Source organism: Pseudomonas sp. LW8 (assembly GCF_041956865.1).
Classification (GTDB): domain Bacteria; phylum Pseudomonadota; class Gammaproteobacteria; order Pseudomonadales; family Pseudomonadaceae; genus Aquipseudomonas; species Aquipseudomonas siliginis.
On record NZ_CP168138.1, the window covers coordinates 3,397,505 to 3,416,450 of the forward strand.

At 61.2% G+C, this 18,946-nt stretch carries 17 protein-coding genes; 7 read left to right on the top strand and 10 right to left on the bottom strand.

Annotation, left to right across the window (positions count from 1 at the left end; genetic code table 11):
- Window positions 1-121 precede the first annotated feature (121 nt).
- Complete coding sequence (locus AB9L16_RS15350; RefSeq protein ID WP_375122341.1) at window positions 122-1,738, bottom strand: murein L,D-transpeptidase; 1,617 nt, start codon at window positions 1,736-1,738, stop codon at window positions 122-124.
- Window positions 1,739-1,890: 152 nt separating this feature from the next.
- Here AB9L16_RS15350 and AB9L16_RS15355 point away from each other — a divergent pair, with 152 nt between their 5' ends.
- Window positions 1,891-2,604 carry a murein L,D-transpeptidase catalytic domain family protein gene (locus AB9L16_RS15355; RefSeq protein ID WP_016775166.1) on the top strand — a complete coding sequence of 238 codons (714 nt, stop codon included), beginning with the start codon at window positions 1,891-1,893 and terminating at the stop codon, window positions 2,602-2,604.
- Here AB9L16_RS15355 and AB9L16_RS15360 read toward each other — a convergent pair.
- Window positions 2,601-3,221, bottom strand: a complete 621-nt coding sequence (locus tag AB9L16_RS15360) for a cell wall hydrolase (RefSeq protein ID WP_110600966.1) — start codon at window positions 3,219-3,221, stop codon at window positions 2,601-2,603. The two genes, AB9L16_RS15355 and AB9L16_RS15360, sit on opposite strands and share 4 nt — an antisense overlap.
- Window positions 3,222-3,419: 198 nt before the next feature.
- On the opposite strand from AB9L16_RS15360, the gene AB9L16_RS15365 reads away from it, so the two are divergent.
- From AB9L16_RS15365 to AB9L16_RS15385, 5 genes are all read left to right on the top strand, one after another.
- Window positions 3,420-4,271: a CAP domain-containing protein gene (locus AB9L16_RS15365; protein ID WP_056789114.1), complete on the top strand. Its 852-nt coding sequence runs from the start codon at window positions 3,420-3,422 to the stop codon at window positions 4,269-4,271.
- Window positions 4,272-4,390: 119 nt separating this feature from the next.
- Complete coding sequence (moaA, locus tag AB9L16_RS15370; protein WP_197891928.1) at window positions 4,391-5,389, top strand: GTP 3',8-cyclase MoaA; 999 nt, start codon at window positions 4,391-4,393, stop codon at window positions 5,387-5,389.
- A gap of 25 nt (window positions 5,390-5,414) precedes the next feature.
- Complete coding sequence (locus AB9L16_RS15375) at window positions 5,415-6,314, top strand: bestrophin family protein (protein WP_375122342.1); 900 nt, start codon at window positions 5,415-5,417, stop codon at window positions 6,312-6,314.
- A 574-nt stretch (window positions 6,315-6,888) separates the two neighbouring features.
- Window positions 6,889-8,253 (top strand): glutamine synthetase family protein, encoded by a 1,365-nt coding sequence (locus tag AB9L16_RS15380; protein ID WP_375122343.1) that lies wholly within the window; start codon window positions 6,889-6,891, stop codon window positions 8,251-8,253.
- A gap of 147 nt (window positions 8,254-8,400) precedes the next feature.
- Window positions 8,401-9,684, top strand: coding sequence for an FAD-binding oxidoreductase (locus tag AB9L16_RS15385; RefSeq protein ID WP_056789876.1), 1,284 nt, complete (start codon window positions 8,401-8,403; stop codon window positions 9,682-9,684).
- Between the two features lie 112 nt (window positions 9,685-9,796).
- On the opposite strand, the gene AB9L16_RS15390 is transcribed toward AB9L16_RS15385, so the two are convergent.
- From AB9L16_RS15390 to AB9L16_RS15400, 3 genes are all read right to left on the bottom strand, one after another.
- Window positions 9,797-10,582: a DeoR/GlpR family DNA-binding transcription regulator gene (locus AB9L16_RS15390; RefSeq protein WP_252867820.1), complete on the bottom strand. Its 786-nt coding sequence runs from the start codon at window positions 10,580-10,582 to the stop codon at window positions 9,797-9,799.
- Between the two features lie 186 nt (window positions 10,583-10,768).
- Window positions 10,769-11,824 carry an AbrB family transcriptional regulator gene (locus AB9L16_RS15395; protein ID WP_252867821.1) on the bottom strand — a complete coding sequence of 352 codons (1,056 nt, stop codon included), beginning with the start codon at window positions 11,822-11,824 and terminating at the stop codon, window positions 10,769-10,771.
- A 147-nt stretch (window positions 11,825-11,971) separates the two neighbouring features.
- Window positions 11,972-12,394, bottom strand: a complete 423-nt coding sequence (locus AB9L16_RS15400) for an HD domain-containing protein (RefSeq protein WP_258706870.1) — start codon at window positions 12,392-12,394, stop codon at window positions 11,972-11,974.
- A gap of 159 nt (window positions 12,395-12,553) precedes the next feature.
- On the opposite strand from AB9L16_RS15400, the gene AB9L16_RS15405 reads away from it, so the two are divergent.
- Window positions 12,554-12,985, top strand: a complete 432-nt coding sequence (locus AB9L16_RS15405; RefSeq protein ID WP_375122344.1) for a hypothetical protein — start codon at window positions 12,554-12,556, stop codon at window positions 12,983-12,985.
- Between the two features lie 70 nt (window positions 12,986-13,055).
- Here the strand turns inward: AB9L16_RS15405 and AB9L16_RS15410 are convergent, their stop codons facing one another.
- The 5 genes from AB9L16_RS15410 to AB9L16_RS15430 all read right to left on the bottom strand — a co-directional run bounded on the left by AB9L16_RS15410 (window position 13,056) and on the right by AB9L16_RS15430 (window position 18,758).
- Complete coding sequence (locus tag AB9L16_RS15410; protein ID WP_217849279.1) at window positions 13,056-13,340, bottom strand: hypothetical protein; 285 nt, start codon at window positions 13,338-13,340, stop codon at window positions 13,056-13,058.
- A 142-nt stretch (window positions 13,341-13,482) separates the two neighbouring features.
- On the bottom strand, window positions 13,483-14,031 hold the full coding sequence (locus tag AB9L16_RS15415; RefSeq protein ID WP_011333561.1) for a cupin domain-containing protein: 549 nt from the start codon (window positions 14,029-14,031) through the stop codon (window positions 13,483-13,485).
- 340 nt (window positions 14,032-14,371) lie between these two features.
- Window positions 14,372-15,655 carry an FAD-binding oxidoreductase gene (locus tag AB9L16_RS15420; RefSeq protein WP_122700620.1) on the bottom strand — a complete coding sequence of 428 codons (1,284 nt, stop codon included), beginning with the start codon at window positions 15,653-15,655 and terminating at the stop codon, window positions 14,372-14,374.
- Window positions 15,656-15,704: 49 nt separating this feature from the next.
- Window positions 15,705-17,195, bottom strand: coding sequence for an aldehyde dehydrogenase (locus AB9L16_RS15425; protein WP_375122345.1), 1,491 nt, complete (start codon window positions 17,193-17,195; stop codon window positions 15,705-15,707).
- Between the two features lie 186 nt (window positions 17,196-17,381).
- Window positions 17,382-18,758 carry a glutamine synthetase family protein gene (locus tag AB9L16_RS15430; protein WP_007918694.1) on the bottom strand — a complete coding sequence of 459 codons (1,377 nt, stop codon included), beginning with the start codon at window positions 18,756-18,758 and terminating at the stop codon, window positions 17,382-17,384.
- Window positions 18,759-18,946: the final 188 nt, after the last annotated feature.

An 18,946-nucleotide genomic window follows, 5' to 3' on the forward strand; every position in this document is an offset into this window, starting at 1 on the left:
CGGCCCCTCACCCTAGCCCTCTCCCGAGGGAGAGGGGACTGACCGAGGTGTTTGTACGGGATTCGTCGACCTGAAATCACTCATCGAACTCAGATCTTTGACTGCCGTGCTGGTGCCGGACTCAATGCGCCCGATCCAGCCCCGCCAGCAATGCGCTGTCGTGGCTGTAGATGTCCGGCGCATAACGCACATGGCCGCTGCTGTCGACTTGCGCCGTCCAGTAGGTCATCAGGATCGGCACCGGCGCCGACAGGCGAAATTCATGGGTGGTGCCGGTCGCCAGCAAAGTATCGGTACGGGCTTTTTCTGCCGGGGACAGCAGCAGATCGCGCAGTTGCAGCGGGTGCTCGACCCGCACGCAACCGGAGCTGAACGCCCGTGGGCCTTTTTCAAACAGCGCCTTGCTCGGCGTGTCGTGCAGGTACACCGAGAACGGGTTGGGGAAACGGATGACCATTTGCCCCAGCGGATTGCGCGGGCCGGCGTCTTGGCGCAGGAGGATGTTGCCGGGGTTGTCCCAGTCGATATCCGCCGCCGCCAGAGGCTGGCCGTTGGCGTCGAGCACTTGCAGATTCTGGCGGCTGAGGAAGGTCTGGTCCTTGCGGATTTCCGGCAGCTTGTCTTCCTTCCAGATAGTCGGCGGAACGGTCCAGGTCGGGTTCAGCGTCAGCCGGGTGACGCGGGATTTGAGCAGTGGAGTCTGGCGCTCGGCGCGGCCGACCTGGGTGCGGGTCTGCCACACCGGTTGACCGCCCTGATACAGCGTCAGCTCAGCGGCCGCGACATTGACCACCAGACCACTGGGCTCCATGTCCTGGGCCATCCAGCGGAAACGTTCGAGATTGACGCGCAGCTGATCGCGGCGGGTCAGCGGACTGATGTTCAGCTCGGCAATGGTGCCCGGCCCGACCACGCCGTCAGCCTGCAACGAATGGCTGGCCTGAAAGTGCTTCACTGCCTCCACCAGCACGTCATCGTAGGCGTTGTCCGGTGTCACCAGTGCGTGTGCCAGATAACCTTCGCTGTACAAGCGTCGGGCCAGTTCCGGCACGCGCGGGTCTTCCATCGCCGGGCGCAGCAACGGGCCGCTGCCGACCGGCTGCCATTGCGGCAAGGCTTGCAAGCGTTGCGCGGCATACAGCTGACGCAGGCTCTGATATTGCGGCAGATGCGGACGCGCCAGGTTGAACGCCGCAGCGATATCGTTCATGCCCGGCACGGCAATGCTGAGCAATTGCGCCTGACGATCGGTCGGCGAGCCGTCGACACGCCACAGCGGTTCGAAATGCGACTGCAACAGACGGCCGTAATGCAGATCCTGCAAGGCCTGCAAGTAGTTGCGGCTGATGTCGATGTCGGCGCACAACTCGCCGTCCTGCGGCGGCGTAGTGGCCACGGCGTAGCGATTCGGATTCAACCCATCATCGGCCAACAGCTGCAATTGCGCGCGCAATGCCGGCAAGCGTGCGGACTCACTCGCCCACACCGGCATCCAGTCCTGCTGTTCATAAAACGCCTGCAACTGGCTCAACGCCGGGCCATTGAGGCGCGGAGCGATCGCCGGGCACGACTGCGCCAGGCTGATCAAAACTGCCTGCAACGGGCTGCGCGGCTCGACCGGCAATTGCATTTCAGGCGTCGGCAGGGTTTCGAGCGGGGGCAGCGGCTCATCGGCGCAAGCGACAAACGGCGCAGCGAGCAAACAAATGCTCAAGTAGCATGCGTACTTTTTGAACAACTGCTTTACTCCAATCCATGGCCGTCCAGATGACGGTCAACCTTACATCAGGTGCGCTGAACAGTCAGGCTCGAACCGCGAGCCTGCGGGTATTGACTGGGAGTCAGGAGCCAAAGTGCCGTTTATGTAGCAAGTTGAGGACACTTTATAAAATGTTGACGTTTTTGCGCCGACTTCTGTTGAGCACCGCGACCCTTGTCGCCGTGACCAGCCCAGTATTTGCCGCCGGCAAGCCATCGCCGGTTCTCTACAACAGCCTCGCCCACGCCGCGCCGGAACTCAATCCCCAAGCGCTCAAAGGTGCATTGAACGCCATGCAATGCGCGGTCAACAACGGCGCGAAACCCTCGCGACATCTGGCGATCATCGATTATTCGCAACCGTCCACCGAACGCCGCCTGTGGATCTTCGACCTGAGCAAAAAGAAGCTGGTGCTGCGCGATCTGGTTGCCCACGGTTCGAACTCCGGGGAAAACTTCGCCACGCAGTTTTCCAACCGCGAAGGCAGTTACCAGTCCAGTCTCGGCCTGTTCCGGACCCAGGAAAGCTACGAAGGCACCCACGGCTACTCGCTGCGCATGGATGGTCTGGAACCCGGTTTCAATGATCTGGCCCGCGATCGCGCGATCGTGATTCATGCCGCCAGTTACGTGAACCCGCTGTGGAGCAAGCGTCAGGGGCGAATCGGCCGCAGTCAGGGTTGCCCCGCCGTGCGGCCGCAGATTGCCAAACAGGTGATCGATCGCCTGAAGAACGGCCAGTTCATGTTTTCCTGGTATCCGGATCAACGCTGGCTGCAAAAATCACCGTACCTGAACTGCCAGCCGCAGCAGGTGGCGAGCATTCTCAACACCCACGCCAGTTAACGCGCGTCGCCTCCGGCGGGTTTGTAGAACAGGAACCTGCCGGTCTGCGCCGTGTTGCGATAGGCCTTGGCCCAACTCGGGTGCACGCCGCGATCATGAAAATACAGGGCACCGCGCGTGCGGTCCTTGAGCTGACGGTTCAACGCCTTGCCGGCAATTTCCTTGGCCAACGCGTATTCGGCGTCTTCCTTGACCTGATCGGGCCTGCCATCGCACCACCAGGAAAACTGGCAATTGCCGCTTTCCGAACCTTGCTTGACCACCGCGCATACCGTGTCGGGGAAGCCGTCATGGCCGAGGCGATTCATCACCACGCTGGCGACGGCTTCCATTTCCGGGGTGTCCTTGCCCTTGGCTTCCCAGTAAATACTGCGCGCCAGACAGGTCAGCGGATCGTCCAGCGGCGCGGCACCGGCCGGGTCCACCGCCTGCGCTTCGGTGGGGGTGATGGCCTCGGATTTCGGCGCCGGAGCAGCGCTGACTTTATCCGCTGCTTTCTCTTCGAGCACCTCGGCTTTCTGTTCGGCCTTGGCCTCGATCGGCGCCTGCGCCCCGGCCCATGCTGCGCCGGTCAAAAAGATCCACAACAAACCGCCCGCCAAGCCTTTCAATCCCATGTCGGTTCTTCCGTCAGCGCCCGCCCGGGGCAAGATGTTACGTCGGTGAGACGCCCGGTTTGCGGGGTCTTCGCAGAGTGTAGCGAGCAAATGCGCGGGCACACCAGCGCAGAAAAAAATCCGCCGCAAAGAAAAACACATTCACTCACCGGGGGCCTTTCGCGCATCATGGGCGCATTCAGCTCAAGGGAGATTTCCATGCGCTTCATGCCGTCCGTTTTGCGTTGTGCCGCACTGTCGCTGGGCGTGGTGTTCGCCACCTCGGCGCTGGCCGCCGATGAACTGCAATTGATCGAGTCGATCAACAGCTATCGCAGCCAGCCCCAGCGTTGCGGCACGCAGGCGTCAAACGAGTTGCCACCGCTGTCGGCCGATCCACGGCTGCGCCTGCCGGCCAGCGGCGCGGTTGATCTGCAGCAGGCCATGACCAGCGCCCACTACCCGATGGTCAACGTGCAGGCGATCACCCTCAACGGCCCGCGCGATGCGGCGTCAGCAATGAAGGCGATTCAGGAAAGCTTCTGTCAGGTGGTGCTTGATCCGCAGTTTGTCGATATCGGTGTCAACCGCGTTGACCGCGACTGGCGCATCGTTCTCGCGCGGCCGTTGCTGACGGCGAAACTCGGCGATGCACAAAGCGAAGGGCAAAAGCTGCTGGCGCAACTCAATACCGCGCGCAGCCAGGCGCGCCAGTGCGGCGGCCAGTCCTTCGCGGCGGCAGCACCGCTGGCGTGGAATGCCACGCTGGGCACTGTCGCTCAGGATCACAGCCGCGACATGGCCAACAACAATTACCTCGACCACAAGGACCGCGACGGCCGCACGCCGGGCGACCGCGCCGAACTGTCCGGTTACAGCGGGCAACTGGTCGGTGAAAACATCGCCGCCGGGCAAGACACCGTCGGCAAGGTCGTTGACGGCTGGCTCGCCAGCCCAGGCCATTGCGCCAATCTGATGAATCCGCAATATCAGGAACTGGGCGCCGCTTACGCGACCGATCCGAAAAGCAACGCCGGCATTTACTGGACGGCAATGTTTGGCGCACCGTAAGGCATCATCGACGCCGTCAATCACTCGGTCAGCCAGAGTGATTGGACGGCGTGGCGAGCGCAGCCTACCCTGCGCGATCTGCGCCCGCTGACGGCGCTCCACATCCACGAGGCGAGCCCATGACACAGCGTGAATTGATCGATGGTCACAACCGCCGCGTGGATTATCTGCGCTTGTCGGTGACCGACCGCTGCGATTTTCGCTGCGTCTATTGCATGGCCGAGGACATGCAGTTCCTGCCGCGCCAGCAGATCCTCACCCTCGAAGAGCTGTTCCAGGTGGCGCAAAGCTTCGTCGCCCTCGGCACGCGCAAGATCCGCCTCACGGGTGGCGAACCGCTGATCCGCCCCGGCGTTGTGCAACTCTGCGAACAGATCGCCGCCCTGCCCGGCCTGCGCGAGCTGTGCCTGACCACCAACGGCTCGCAATTGGGCCGACTGGCCAAGCCGCTGTTCGACGCCGGGGTCAAGCGCCTCAACATCAGCCTCGACAGCCTCGATCCGCAGCGCTTCAAAGAGCTGACCCGTACCGGCGATCTGGCGCAGGTCATCGACGGCATCGATGCCGCCCGTGCCGCCGGTTTCACCCGCACCAAACTCAATTGCGTGGTGATGCAGGGCCGCAACGATCACGAGATCAACGATCTGGTCAGTTTCGCCATCGAGCGTGATCTGGATATTTCCTTCATCGAAGAGATGCCGCTGGGCGCGATCGCCGAACACAGCCGCGCCGAATCCTTCTACTCCAGCGCGCAAGTACGCGAACGCATCGCCGAACGTTTTACCCTGATCGACTCGACCGAATCGACGCAAGGGCCGTCGCGCTACTGGCGCGTGGCCGAAGCGCCGAACATTCGCCTGGGCTTCATTTCACCGCACAGCCATAACTTCTGCGGTACCTGCAACCGCGTGCGCCTGACCGTCGAAGGTCGCTTGCTGCTGTGCCTGGGCAACGAGCATTCGATGGACCTCAAAGCGGTGTTGCGCGCCCATCCGGGCCACCCGGAACGTCTGGAAAACGCGATCATCGAGGCGATGAAACTCAAGCCGTATCGACACAATTTCGAAGTCAACGACGACGTGCAAGTGGTGCGTTTCATGAACATGACCGGCGGCTGATTCGCCGCGCAACCGGGACCGCGAGATGATCGTCAGACCGAGACCCAATCAGTTCGCCGTGCTGTTCACCCTTAGAGGCTCGATCGCCAAACGCATCGCCGTGCGCACCTTGATGCTGACACTGCTGGCGGCGGCGATTGTGCTGATCGAACTTCTGGTGCCGAGCTACTTCGCCCAGATCAATTCGACGCCGTTCACCCTGCTCGGCCTGTCGCTGTCGATTTTCCTGAGCTTTCGCAACAACGCTTGTTACGACCGTTGGTACGAGGGGCGCAAGGCCTGGGGCGAGGTGCTGTTGCGGGTGCGCGCGGTGATGCGCGAAACCCAAGGCCTCGATGACACCCGCCTGCGTGGACAACTGTTGCGCAACCTGTGCGGTTTCGCCCACGCGTTGAATGCACGGCTGCGTGGAGACAGCGAGGAGCAGGCCAGCACCGACTGGGTCAGCCCACCGATCGATGGGGCGGCGCCGGATCACTGCGGACAGATCCTTCATCAGCTCGGGCGCCAGTGTTCCGAGCTGGAAAGGGCCGGTGTGCTGTCGCCATGGCGTTATCAATTGCTGGCCAATCACCTGACCTGTCTGAGCCAGGCCCAAGCGGTGTGCGACCGGATCAAGAACACACCACTGCCCTTCCCTTACACCCTGCTGCTGCACCGCACCATCTACCTGTTCTGCCTGCTGCTGCCGTTCGCCATGGCGCAATCGCTGGGTTGGTTGACGCCGCTGTTCACGGCAATTGTCAGCTACACCTTCTTCGGCTTCGACGCGATTGCCGATGAACTCGAAGACCCGTTCGGGCGCGATGAAAACGATCTGCCGACCGATGCACTGGTGCGCACCCTGGAGCGCGATGTGCTGTACGAACTGGGCGTCTCGCCATTGCCCCCCGCGCCGGAGCCGGACGACTACGTGCTGCGCTGAATGGCTCAGCGGCAAACAACGAGATGGCCCGGCGCGTCCGCTCGGGACCGAGATGCGGCCATTCGCGAGCAGGCTCGCTCCCACAGTTGAAATGCATTCTCCTGTGGGAGCGAGCCTGCTCGCGAAAAAGGCAACTCGGTCAATCAGCCCAAACGCCGGAAAGCGCCACCGACGAATCTTCCGTTTACACGCGCGCGAATTCCCCCTTACTATCCGGGCACACCGGTCGCCGGGCCTGCCCTGCCGCCGACGCTTTCCGCCAACGGAAACACGCGTTATGAGTACGTCACCACAACAACCCCAAAGGTTGCACGTCTCTGCTGTACGCGCCCACTGCAACAGGGGCCGCGTATGAACCGCATCGTCAATCTGCCCATGGCCCTGCGCCGCTCCAAGCTGCGTCACTCCGCACGCCCGCCGGATATCGCCGTTCCCGTCTGATCGCGTGAGCTGAAACCGCGACAGTCAATTTCCCGATTTTCCTGATATCCCTGCCGGGACACTTACGCCATTTTGTCGCGTCGTGTCCGGCCGAATCTGCGCGCCTGTGCGGCGCCACCGTGAGTGATTTGCCATGAAATTCGCAGCCATCGAAGACGCACGCCTGTTCCTCGAACAGAACCCCGATATCGACATGATCGAACTGTTCATCCTCGACGCCAACGGCGTGCCGCGCGGCAAGCTGTTGCATCGCGAAGAACTGCTCGCCGTGTACGAAAGCGGCCGACCGCTGCCGAGCACCATCCTTGGTCTGACTGTACAAGGCGAGGACGTCGAGAACTCCGGGCTGGTGTGGGACGTCGGCGACATCGACTGCCGCGCCTATCCGCTGCAAGGCAGTCTGGTGCGCCTGCCGTGGCGACAGATTCCAACCGCTGCGGTGCAGGTCAGCATGCACCCGAGCGAGGGCATGCCGGCGAGCATCGCTGACCCTCGGCACCTGCTGATCAAGGTGATCGACGGGCTCAAGGCCGAGGGTTATCACCCGATCATGGCCTGCGAGCTGGAGTTCTATCTGCTCGACGCCAAACGCGATCACAACGGCCGCCCGCAACCGGCGCGGGACGCTGACGGCGGGCGACCGCGACACACGCAAGTCTACGGTTTGCGCGAGCTGGAACAGATCGAGCCGTTTCTCGCCGACCTTTACAGCGCGTGCAAACTGCACGGCATTCCGGCGCGCACGGCGATCTCCGAATACGCCCCGGGGCAAGTGGAAATCACCATAGAACACGGCGATGCGCTGGAGGCGATGGATCAGGCGGTGCGCTACAAACGTCTGGTCAAAGGCGTGGCGCACAAGCACGGCATGCAGGCGACGTTCATGGCCAAGCCGTTCGATGATCTGGCCGGCACCGGCATGCACATGCACGTCAGCCTGGCCGATGCCGAGGGGCGTAATTTGTTCGCTTCTGAAGACCCGGCCGGCACACCACTGTTGCGCACGGCGATTGGCGGCATGCTTGCCTCGCTGCTCGATTCGCTGCTGCTGTTCTGCCCCAACGCCAACTCCTACCGGCGTTTCCAGGCCAACAGCTACGCGCCACTGGCGCCGACCTGGGGCGTCGACAACCGCACGGTCAGCCTGCGCGTTCCCGGCGGCCCGGCTCCTACGCGACACATCGAACACCGCATCTGCGGCGCCGACGCCAACCCGTATCTGGCAGCGGCAGCGATCCTCGCCGGCATTCATCGTGGCATTCGTGAAGAGCTGGATCCGGGGGCACCGGTCGAGGGCAATGGTTATGCCCAAGCGAAAGAACTACTGCCGACCGATTGGCTGACGTCGTTGCAGGCGCTGGAAAATTCCACGTGGGCACGGGAGGCATTGGGGCAGGAATTCCTTGGGGTGTATCTGGCGGTAAAGCGTGCCGAGTATCGGCAGTTCATGGCTGAAGTGGGTGAGCAGGATTGGCGGTGGTACCTGACCGAGGCTTAACGATCCGACACCGAACCTGTGGGAGCGAGCCTGCTCGCGAAGGCGTCATCACATTCAACATTTTGGGTGACTGACACACCGCTTTCGCGAGCAGGCTCGCTCCCACAGGGAATGCACTTCGAACCTGAATTTTTTGTGGACCCTGACATGACCATTCGCTGCAATTCCTACTACACCGCCACCCTCAACCAGGACACCGACTACCCGACCCTGCAAGGTCGGCACAAGGTCGATGTGGTGATCATCGGCGGCGGTTTCACTGGCGTCGCCACTGCCGTCGAGCTGGCGGAAAAAGGCCTGAAAGTCGCCATCGTCGAAAGCCACAAGATCGGCTGGGGCGCCACCGGGCGCAATGGCGGGCAAGTCACCGGCAGCCTTTCCGGCGACGGCGCGATGCGCAAACAGATGCGCGCGAAACTTGGCGATGATGTGGACGATTTCATCTGGCATCTGCGCTGGCGCGGGCATGAAATCATCCGCCAGCGCGTCGACAAATACGCGATCCAGTGCGACCTCAAACACGGCCACTTGCACGCGGCGTACAAGCCGAGCCACATGGTCGATCTGCGCAAGGATTACGACGAAGCCGTGCGTCGCGGATTGGGCGATGAAGTGAGCCTGCTCGACCGCAGCCAGGTTCGCGACCTGCTGCAAAGCGAGCTCTACCACGGCGCCATCAAGAACACCCGCAACATGCACCTGCACCCGCTCAACCTGTGCATTGGCGAAGCACGCGCAGCCGAAAGCCTGGGCGCGCAGATCTTCGAAAACAGTGAAGTGCTGGAGATCATTCACGGCGACACACCTGGCGTGCGCACCGCTCACGGTCAGATCGACGCCAATCAGGTGATGCTCGCCGGTGACGTCTATCACAAGCTCGAACCGGGCCAGCTCAAGGGCAAGATTTTCCCGGCCATGGGCGGTATCGTTACCACCGCGCCGCTCGGTGATCTGGCGCAACAGATCAACCCCGAAGACCTCGCCGTGTACGACTGCCGCTTCGTCCTCGATTACTACCGGCTCACCGCCGACGGCCGTTTGCTGTTCGGCGGCGGCGCCAACTACAGCGGCAAGGATTCGCGCGACATCGCTGCGGAACTGCGCCCGTGTATCGAACGCACGTTCCCGGCGCTAAAAGGCGTGCCGATCGATTACCAGTGGAGCTGCGCGATGGGCATCGTCATCAACCGCATCCCGCAACTGGGCAAGCTCTCGGACAACGTCTGGTATTGCCAGGGCTACTCGGGACATGGCATCGCCACCACGCACATCATGGGCGAGATCATGAGCCGCGCGATCACCGGGCAAATGGAGCAATTCGACACCTTCGCCGCGTGCCAGCACATCCGCGTGCCAATGGGCGACCTGCTGGGCAATCCGTTGCTGGCGGCGGGGATGTGGTATTACCAGATGCTTGAGCGGTTGCGCTGAATTCACTGGCCCTATCGCGAGCAGGCTCGCTCCCACATTGGATTTGTGCACGACACAACACCCTGTGGGAGCGAGCCTGCTCGCGAAGAGGCCCTCAAACCCCACACAAAATTCAATCCGGCAACTGCTCCACCACAATCCCCAACCGCCGATAATCCTCGACATTCCCCGACCCGGGATGCCGCTCGGTAATCAACCTATGCAGGCGCGTGCACGGCGCGACCACAAACGGCTCCACCGCACCCAGCTTGTCTGCCGTAGTCACTGCAATCACCCGCGCTGCACTGTCTAGCATCGCCTGTTTGATCGGCACTTCATCGAAATGCAGCGAGGTAATCCCGACCTCGGGATGAATCGCACACACCCCGGTAATCGCCAGATCCGCCTTGATTCCGGCCAACAGTCGCAGCGCTTCCTGACCACTGGCCGACATCGAATGCGGATTCAATTCACCACCCGCCAGAATCACTTTCACACCTTTATATTCGGACAAGGCAATCGCCGTCAGTGGGGAAGCGGTCACGGCGGTGATGCGGATGTTGGCGGGTAGCGCGCGCGCCACCTGCAAGGTGGTCGAGCCGGAATCGAACAGCACAATCTGCCCGTCCTCGATGTGCTGCGCCGCCAATTGCGCCAGGCGCACCTTGACCTCGTCGGTCTCATCCAGACGCGTGAAGTAATCCTTGCCCGAGTCCTTCGGTCGCGGCAACGCCCCGCCATGCACGCGCTGCACCAGCCCGGCGTTGTCCAGTTCGGCAAGGTCGCGGCGGATAGTATCTTCGGACACCGCGAAATGCTGGCTCAGCTCGGAAGCCATGACCTTGCCGTCACGTTCGAGAAGCAAAAGGATTTTCTGCCGACGCAGGGACGGCAATTCAGCGATGGAGTGATCGTGCATGGTTGTGCCTGTTTGTGCTTGTAGTTGCAGGTTTCAGCGACACTAGCGAAAGTCTCGGGCAAATACAAACGCAGCGGCTATCAATGCTTTCGATCATTGGAATCAACACGGCGAATTTTTTCTTTGCGTTGCGCCTGTTCACAATGGCCCCACTCTCAAAAGCTCAGGATGAACAGCCCATGAATCTCAATTTCGCCTTCGCCTGCATGATCGTCGTGTCGTTCGCGATTGCCTTGGGCCACGCCTGACCTGCACCAACAACGCCGGGGCAAAATGCAGCAGCACCATCCGGCTCAGATGATGCGTCAGGATAAACACCACATTCAGCCCGCCGCCAAACGCGACAATCGCAATCGTCTCGATCGCGCCCGGCATGTACGCCAGCCAAAGGGACAGCGGATCACCGCCCAGCCAGCGCGCAGCCACCTCGGCAAACACCGCTGCAACGACGATCATCAAACCCACCGAGACCAACGCCGTGCGCCCATGCCGCGCCAGCTCTGCGATGCCGAGTCCCTGAAAACGTGAGCCGATGCGCACGCCGAGAATCAGTGCGGCCAGGTTCAGGCTCCACTCCGGCATGTGAAAACCGTGCAGCCATCCCGACTTCACAAATACAGCGGTTATGAGAATCGCGGTAAGCATGAATGGTGCCGGGACGCCGACCAGCAACAACAGGCGGCCGAGCAATACGCTCAAAGCGATGACTGAGCACGCGGTCAGCGCCATGCCTGTGGTCAACGGATCGCTGGCCACTTCAGCCACCGCTGCTTGCCCGGGAATGAGCAAACTCACCAGTACGGTGATCAACAGCAGCCGCATCAGATGCACGATGATGACTTTGCTCGAAGCCTTTTCCGACTCAAGCAAATCGAACACTGCGGCCAATGCGCCGGGATACACCGCCAGCAGTGCATTGGTGCGATTCCATCCGGCACCGCGTGTCAGCCACCATCCGGCGAGTGCAATTTGTACGGTCAGGCAGATCAGCAACACGCCAAGGCTGGGCAGCATCGTCGTCGCCGTTTCGCTGTCCCATGCTTCGAACATCAGCCCGGTGGCGATGCCCAGCGTGACCTGGATGTAGCCCAAGCCATAAGGAGTTGCCGGGGCGATGCCGGTTTTGCTGGCAAACAACGCGGTAACGACAATCGAGCCCAGCAGCAAGCCGTGGGGTACGCCTTCAAACTGCAACAACGCGCCAAAACCAGCCGCAATCAACAAGCACACAATGGATTTCATGGTTCGCCTTCCTGGCTATTTATCTGACACACCACCATTCCACTTGTGGGAGCGAGCCTGCTCGCGAAAGCGTCCTGCCAGTCACAGATAAATAACTGATCTATCGCCTTCGCGAGCAGGCTCGCTCCCACAAGAATCCAATACGTCTTACATACGCAAGCGTGCAATCGCCCGCCGATATTTCTCGATCCGCTCCAGATCCTCCCAACTCGGCGAGGCGATCCGCGAGATATCGCTGTTCTCTTCCAGATCCGCCAGCTTCACCACCCGGCCGATCGGGTTTTGCGCGGCGCGGTCGACAAAATCCTCGTAGGACTCGCCGGGCACTTTGGTCACCGCCGCAATCGCCGCCAGCACCTCTTCGCTGAAACCTTCCCCGCGTAAGTCATCCAGACTTACCCCGCAATCCTCGACCACATCGTGCAGCACAGCGACGATGCGCTCCTCCAGCGTGTGCATGCGCAACATGACTTTCAGTGGATGCAGAATGTACGGCGCCCCGCCCTTGTCCACCTGCCCGCTGTGGGCCGTGGCGGCAATGGCGATAGCGCGTTCGAGGGTTTGGGCCATGGGAATCGAATCCTGCGCTTTATGTTTCTGATTGTTGCGCAGTGTACGCGAAGATCGCGCAGCGCAAAGCCGATTGAACCTTGCCCGCCCTCGCCGCCTCGAAACCAGACAAGCGCCAAATCACCGATCAGACGCGGCGCCATTGGAGAGGAATTGCCGATGAAAACCCGACTGCTGCTCCTGATCGCCACGTTCGCCATCATCCCCACCTGCGTCATGGCCGAAGGCTGCGACGTGCAGACCCGCTCCTCCAGCGCCTCGGTGCCGGCGGTGGAAACCCACAGCTGCTACGAGTACGAAGGCATGCCGGTGGACTCCATCAACTGGTCCTGCAGCAACGAAACCAAGGACACCCTCAACGCCACCAAGAAAAAAGTCGATCGCTGCGACGACCACTACCAGGCCACCTGCACCGCCCGCCTCACCCAGGAATCCCTCGCCAACCCGCACTCGACCAGCAAAGACAAAAGCGCCAAACCGCTGAACATGCCCGACAACGCCAAAGTCACCACGTATTACTACAACGGTGAGCACTTGGCGCAGGCGAAGATTGATTGCGAAAACAGTGGCGGGAACTGGAAGGCTAAATAGTCTCGGTTATCGAGGATTGCCTGACAGAGAGCCCGGCTTGATGCCGGGCTTGCTGCATCTGCAAACAGCTTCAACCTTCACCTGCACCGCTGCTCGTGCCGCTGTCGTTCGATTGCTTCGAACCACTGGGCTTGGAACCCGAAGGTGTAGAGCCGTCATTGTTGGTGGTGTTGCCCTGCGTGCCTTTGGGCACGGTGGCGCCATTGGAATGAATGTCTTCCGGCGCACTCGGATTGGTCTGGCTATTGCCGTCGTTAGCGGTGGGTGCCGGGGTATCGCTGGCGGCTGTTGCATAGAGCGAAGTGGCGGATAACAGCGTGGCCAAGGTGAATGCTGCGAGACTGGATTTATGCATGTCGGCGGTTCCTCTGCGGGGGTGAGTTATGCATTGGAAGCGCGTGCGCGGGGAAAATGCGGAAGGGGTGACGAATGGCAGGAACAAACAACCCGACACCCCCTAAAAGATGCCGGGTCAACAAACAATATGCGTTATCCGATCAGAAATTCGCCGGCGTATTCGCACTGATTATCTCCGCCTCATCCGCGCCGATATTCCGGAATTTATGCGGCAGCGTCGTCGGAAAGTAATACCCATCCCCCGCACTCAACACACTCACCTGCCCGTCCACGGTCAGTTCTACCGTGCCGCGCGTGACCAGCCCGCACTCTTCGCCTTCGGCATGCACGATCGGCTCTTCGCCGGAGCTGGCGCCGGGGGCATATTGTTCGCGGAGCAGGCGCATCTGCCGGCTAGGGACGGAGGCGCCGATGAGCAGCAGACGCAGGCCGTGGCGGCCGAGGTCGGGTTGTTCGTTGGCGCGGAACACGTATTGGTGTTCGCGCGGGGGCTGGTCGAAGGTGAAGAAGTCGGCCAGGGACATCGGTATGCCTTCGAGCAGCTTTTTCAGCGAGCTGACGGAGGGGCTGACGCGGTTCTGTTCGATCAGCGAGATGGTCGCGTTGGTCACGCCGCTACGCCGGGCGAGCTCGCGCTGGGAGAGTTTGTAGCTTTCGCGTACTAGTTTGAGTCGAGAACCCGTATCCATGACTGCCTTATGTAAAAGGGGCGATGGGGGTGGGTGGCGGGTGACGCGCAGGTCGCGCGGATCACGTTGCTCCCGTGTCCCGGAACCGTGAAAGGCGGCTATTAAATCACGTTTGCCGGTGTTGCTCAGCAGGTTCGATGGATGGTGCGGCAAAAGTCCTGTTGGCCTTGGCAATACAGCCACTGTGGGAGCGAGCCTGCTCGCGAAAGCGTAGTGTCTGGCGAATCGATGTCGCCTGATATGGCCTCTTCGCGAGCAGGCTCGCTCCCACAGTGGACATCAGTGGTTTTGCATAAGTGAAAAACCGGCGAGGTCTTTCGGACCGCCGCCGGGAGGTAAGTCAGACGCCGAAGCGGTCGCGCAGGGAGTAGTAGACGGCACCCAGAGCGGTGAGCGGTGCGGAGAAGGTGCGACCGCCGAGCATCGGCATGTGCGGCAAGGAGGCAAAGGCGTTGAAGCGTTCGGCGTCGCCGCGGATCATTTCCGAGATCAGTTTGCCGGCCAGGTGCGAGCAGGTGACGCCGTGGCCGCTGTAGCCCTGCATGTAGTAGGCGTTCTTTTCGATACGGCCGAATTGCGGCATGCGCGACATGGTCAGCAGGAAGTTGCCGGTCCAGCGGTAGTCGATCTTCACGTCCTTGAGCTGCGGGAAGGTCTTGAGAATCTTCGGCCGGATCAGTTGCTCGATATCGTCCGGCTCCCGCGCGCCATACACCACACCACCACCGTAAAGCAGGCGGTTGTCAGCGGTGAGGCGGTAGTAATCCAGCAGGTAGTTGCAGTCTTCGACGCAATAGTTGTTGGTGATCAGGCTGCGCGCCTGCTGCTCGGTCAGCGGTTCGGTGACGACGATCTGCGAACCACACGGCATGCTTTTCGCGGTGACGCGATTGTCGAGGCCTTGCGGCAGATAAGCGTTGCCGGCGATCAGCAAATATTTGGCGCGGACCAGACCTTTGGCGGTGCGCACGCTGATCGGCTCGCCGTAGGTGATTTCCACCGCCGCCGATTGCTCGTAGATTTTGCCGCCCAAACGCACGATGGCGGAGGCCTCCCCTAGCGCCAGATTCAATGGATGAACGTGGCCACCCTGCATGTCCAGCAAGCCGCCAACGTAGGCGTCGGAGCCGACTTCGCGACGAATATCCGCTGCATCGAGCATCTTCAGATTGCGGTTGCCGTAGCGTTCCCAGTTGCGCTTCTGCTCTGCCAGGCCATTGAGTTGTTTCTTGTTCATCGCCGCGAAGATGCCGCCCGGGCGATAGTCGCACTTGATGTCGTAATCCTTGATGCGGGAACGGATGATATCGGCGCCTTCAAAGATCATGCTGCCGAGGATTTCGGCAGTCTTGTCGCCGTAACGCTCTTCGATGACATCGACGTCGCGGCTATAGGAATTGACCAGTTGCCCGCCATTGCGACCGCTGGCGCCGTAGCCGACTTTCGCCGCTTCCAGCACGGTGACTTTGTAGCCGGCTTCGCTGAGGAACAGTGCCGAGGACAGGCCTGTGTAGCCGGCGCCGATGATGCAGACGTCGCAGTCCAGCGCTTCTTCGAGAATCGGGAAGTCGATGACTTCGTTGCGAGTGGCGGCGTAGTAGCTGTTTACGTGTTGCTGTTTCATAGGTTTCTCCGAAGGCCGCCAACCAGGGGCGGCCGCCGCTGTATAAGAGTCAGAGCTTGATCCAGGTCGCTTTCAGTTCGGTGTACTTGTCGAACGCGTGCAGCGATTTGTCGCGGCCGTTGCCCGATTGCTTGAAGCCACCGAATGGCGCAGTCATGTCGCCACCGTCGTACTGGTTGACCCAGACGCTACCGGCGCGCAGGCCGCGGGCGAAGGTGTGTGCCTTGCTCAGGTTGCTGGTCCACACCCCGGCGGCGAGGCCGAAGATGCTGTCGTTGGCGATCTGCAGGGCTTCTTCGGCAGTGTCGAAGGTGATCAGCGACAGCACCGGGCCGAAGATTTCTTCCTGAGCGATGGTCATCGCATTGGTCACGCCGTCGAAAATCGCTGGCTGCACGTAGAGGCCACCGGTTTCTTCGAGGGTGCGTTGACCGCCGGCTATCAACTCGGCGCCCTGCTCGCGGCCGATGCTGATGTAGCGCAGCACGTTATCGAGCTGACGCTGGTCGACCACGGCGCCGACGGTGGTCGCCGGATCCAGTGCGTGCCCCGGTTTCCAGGCTTGCAGCGCCTCTACCAGCAACGGAATGAACTGTTCGCGAATCGAGCGCTCGACTAGCAGACGCGAGCCGGCAGTGCAGACTTCGCCCTGGTTGAAGGCGATGGCACTGGCCGCCGCTTGAGCAGCTGCGCGCAGATCCGGTGCGTCGGCGAACACCACGTTCGGGCTTTTGCCGCCGGCCTCAAGCCAGACGCGTTTCATGTTGCTTTGGCCCGCGTAGATCATCAGTTGCTTGGCGATCGCCGTGGAGCCGGTGAAGGCCAGCACGTCGACGTCCAGGTGCAACGCCAGTGCCTTGCCGACGGTGTGGCCGTAGCCCGGCAGCACGTTGAACACGCCCTTTGGAATGCCCGCCTCCAGCGCCAGTTGCGCGATGCGGATGGCGGTCAGCGGTGATTTTTCCGAAGGTTTGAGGATGAACGAGTTACCCGCCGCCAGCGCCGGGGCGAACTTCCAGCTGGCCATGATCAGCGGGAAATTCCACGGCACGATCGCCGCGACCACACCCGAGGGCTCACGGGTGACGAGGCCAAGTTGGTCGTGCGGGGTGGCGGCGACTTCGTCGTAAATCTTGTCGATGGCCTCGGCGCTCCAGCGGATCGCGTTGGCGGTCGCCGGGATGTCGATGCTCATCGAATCGCTGATCGGTTTGCCCATGTCGAGGGTTTCCAGCAGTGCCAGTTCTTCCTGGTGCTGCAGGATCAGATCGGCGAAGCGGATCAGCACGCGCTTGCGCTCGGCCGGGGCTTTTTTCGCCCAGATGCCGGAGTTGAAGGACTGGCGCGCGACTTCGACGGCCAGGTTGGCGTCGGCTTCATCGGTGCTGGCGACGGCAGCAAGAAAGCGGCCGTCGACCGGGCTCAGGCATTCGAAGGTGTCGCCACTGATTGCCGGGCGATATTCACCGTTAATGAAGGCGCGGGATTCGATGGACAGAGACTGGAAGCGTTGTTCCCAGTCGTTGCGGGTTGTGGTCATTGTTTTGAGCTCGACAAGGGCGGATTGGGCGACGGCGGGTGATCACCCACTCATCCAAATTGATAACCCGATCCCCTGTGGGAGCGAGCCTGCTCGCGAAAGCGTCGTGTCAGGCAACAATATTCTGGCTGACATACCGCATTCGCGAGCAGGCTCGCTCCCACATTGGATCGGTGGTGTCTGTGATCACACCGTATGCAGATACCAGTTGTACTCAAGGTCAGAAATCGAGTTCTCGAACTCGGCCAGCTCGCTTTCCTTGCACGCAACGAACACGTCGATGTACATCGGGTCGATGTAGCGCGCCATGACTTCGCTGTCGTCGAGCTCGCGCAAGGCGTCGCGCAGGTTGTTCGGCAGACTCTGCTCGTTCTGCTCGTAGCTGTTGCCTTCGACCGGCGCGCCGGGCTCGATCTGGTTGGTAAGCCCGTGGTGGATACCGGCCAGCACCGACGCCATCAGCAGGTACGGGTTGGCATCGGCACCGGCGACGCGGTGCTCGATGCGCACGGCGTCCGCTGAACCGGTCGGCACGCGCACGGCCACGGTGCGGTTGTCGATGCCCCAGCTCGGCGAGTTCGGCACATAGAATTGCGCGCCGAAGCGGCGGTACGAGTTGACGTTCGGGCAGAGGAACGCCATTTGCGCCGGCAGGGTCTCGAGCACACCGCCGATCGCGTGACGCAGTGCGGCGTTCTGCTCGGGATCCTCGCTGGCGAAGATGTTGTTGCCTTCTTTGTCCAGAATCGAAATGTGCACGTGCAAACCATTGCCGGCCTGGCCCGGATAAGGCTTGGCCATGAAAGTCGTGTCCATCTCGTGGTCGTAGGCGATGTTCTTCACCAGACGCTTGAGCAGGACCGCGTAATCACAGGCCTTGATCGGGTCGGAGACGTGATGCAGGTTGACTTCGAACTGCGCCGGGGCGCTTTCCTTGACGATGGCATCCGCCGGGATGCCCTGCTCTTTCGCGCCTTCAAGGATGTCTTGCAGGCAATCGACGTATTCGTCGAGATCGTCGATCAGGTAAACCTGGGTCGACACCGGACGCTTACCGGATACCGGTGAACGTGGCGATTGCGGACGGCCATTCACGTTGTCCTGGTCGATCAGGTAGAACTCGAGTTCGAACGCCGCGCAGATGGTCAGGCCGAGGTCGTCGAATTTGCGCACAACGTTGGCCAGTACTTCACGCGGGTCGGCGAAGAACGGCTGACCTTCGATCTCGTGCATGGTCATCAGCAGTTGAGCGGTCGGGCGTTTTTGCCACGGCTCGATGCTCAGGGTGCCGGGGATCGGGTAGCAGATGCGATCGGCATCGCCGATATCCAGGCCCAGACCGGTGCTTTCCACCGTCGAGCCGTTGATGTCCAGCGCAAAGAGCGACGCCGGCAGGTTGATGCCTTTTTCGTACACCTTATGAAGACTGGTGCGTTCGATGCGCTTGCCGCGCACCACACCGTTCATATCCGCAATCAGAAGGTCGACGTACAAAACCTCAGGATATTTCTTAAGGAATGCGTTGGCTTCGTTGAGTTGAACGGTACGCAGAGGGACCGACATGATGCACCTATTTAGCTGTTAATTATTATGTTCACCACCGTGTTGCGCAGCCAGTCAATCCGAAAGGCAAAGTGAAGTCAATAGCGAACACCCTGCCCTGCAGCCTTTATTTTTCGGGCTTTTCTTAACACTCTCGAGCCATATCCGCCGGAAAACCCCGGTAAACCTAAGCGATTTGATGAACGGCG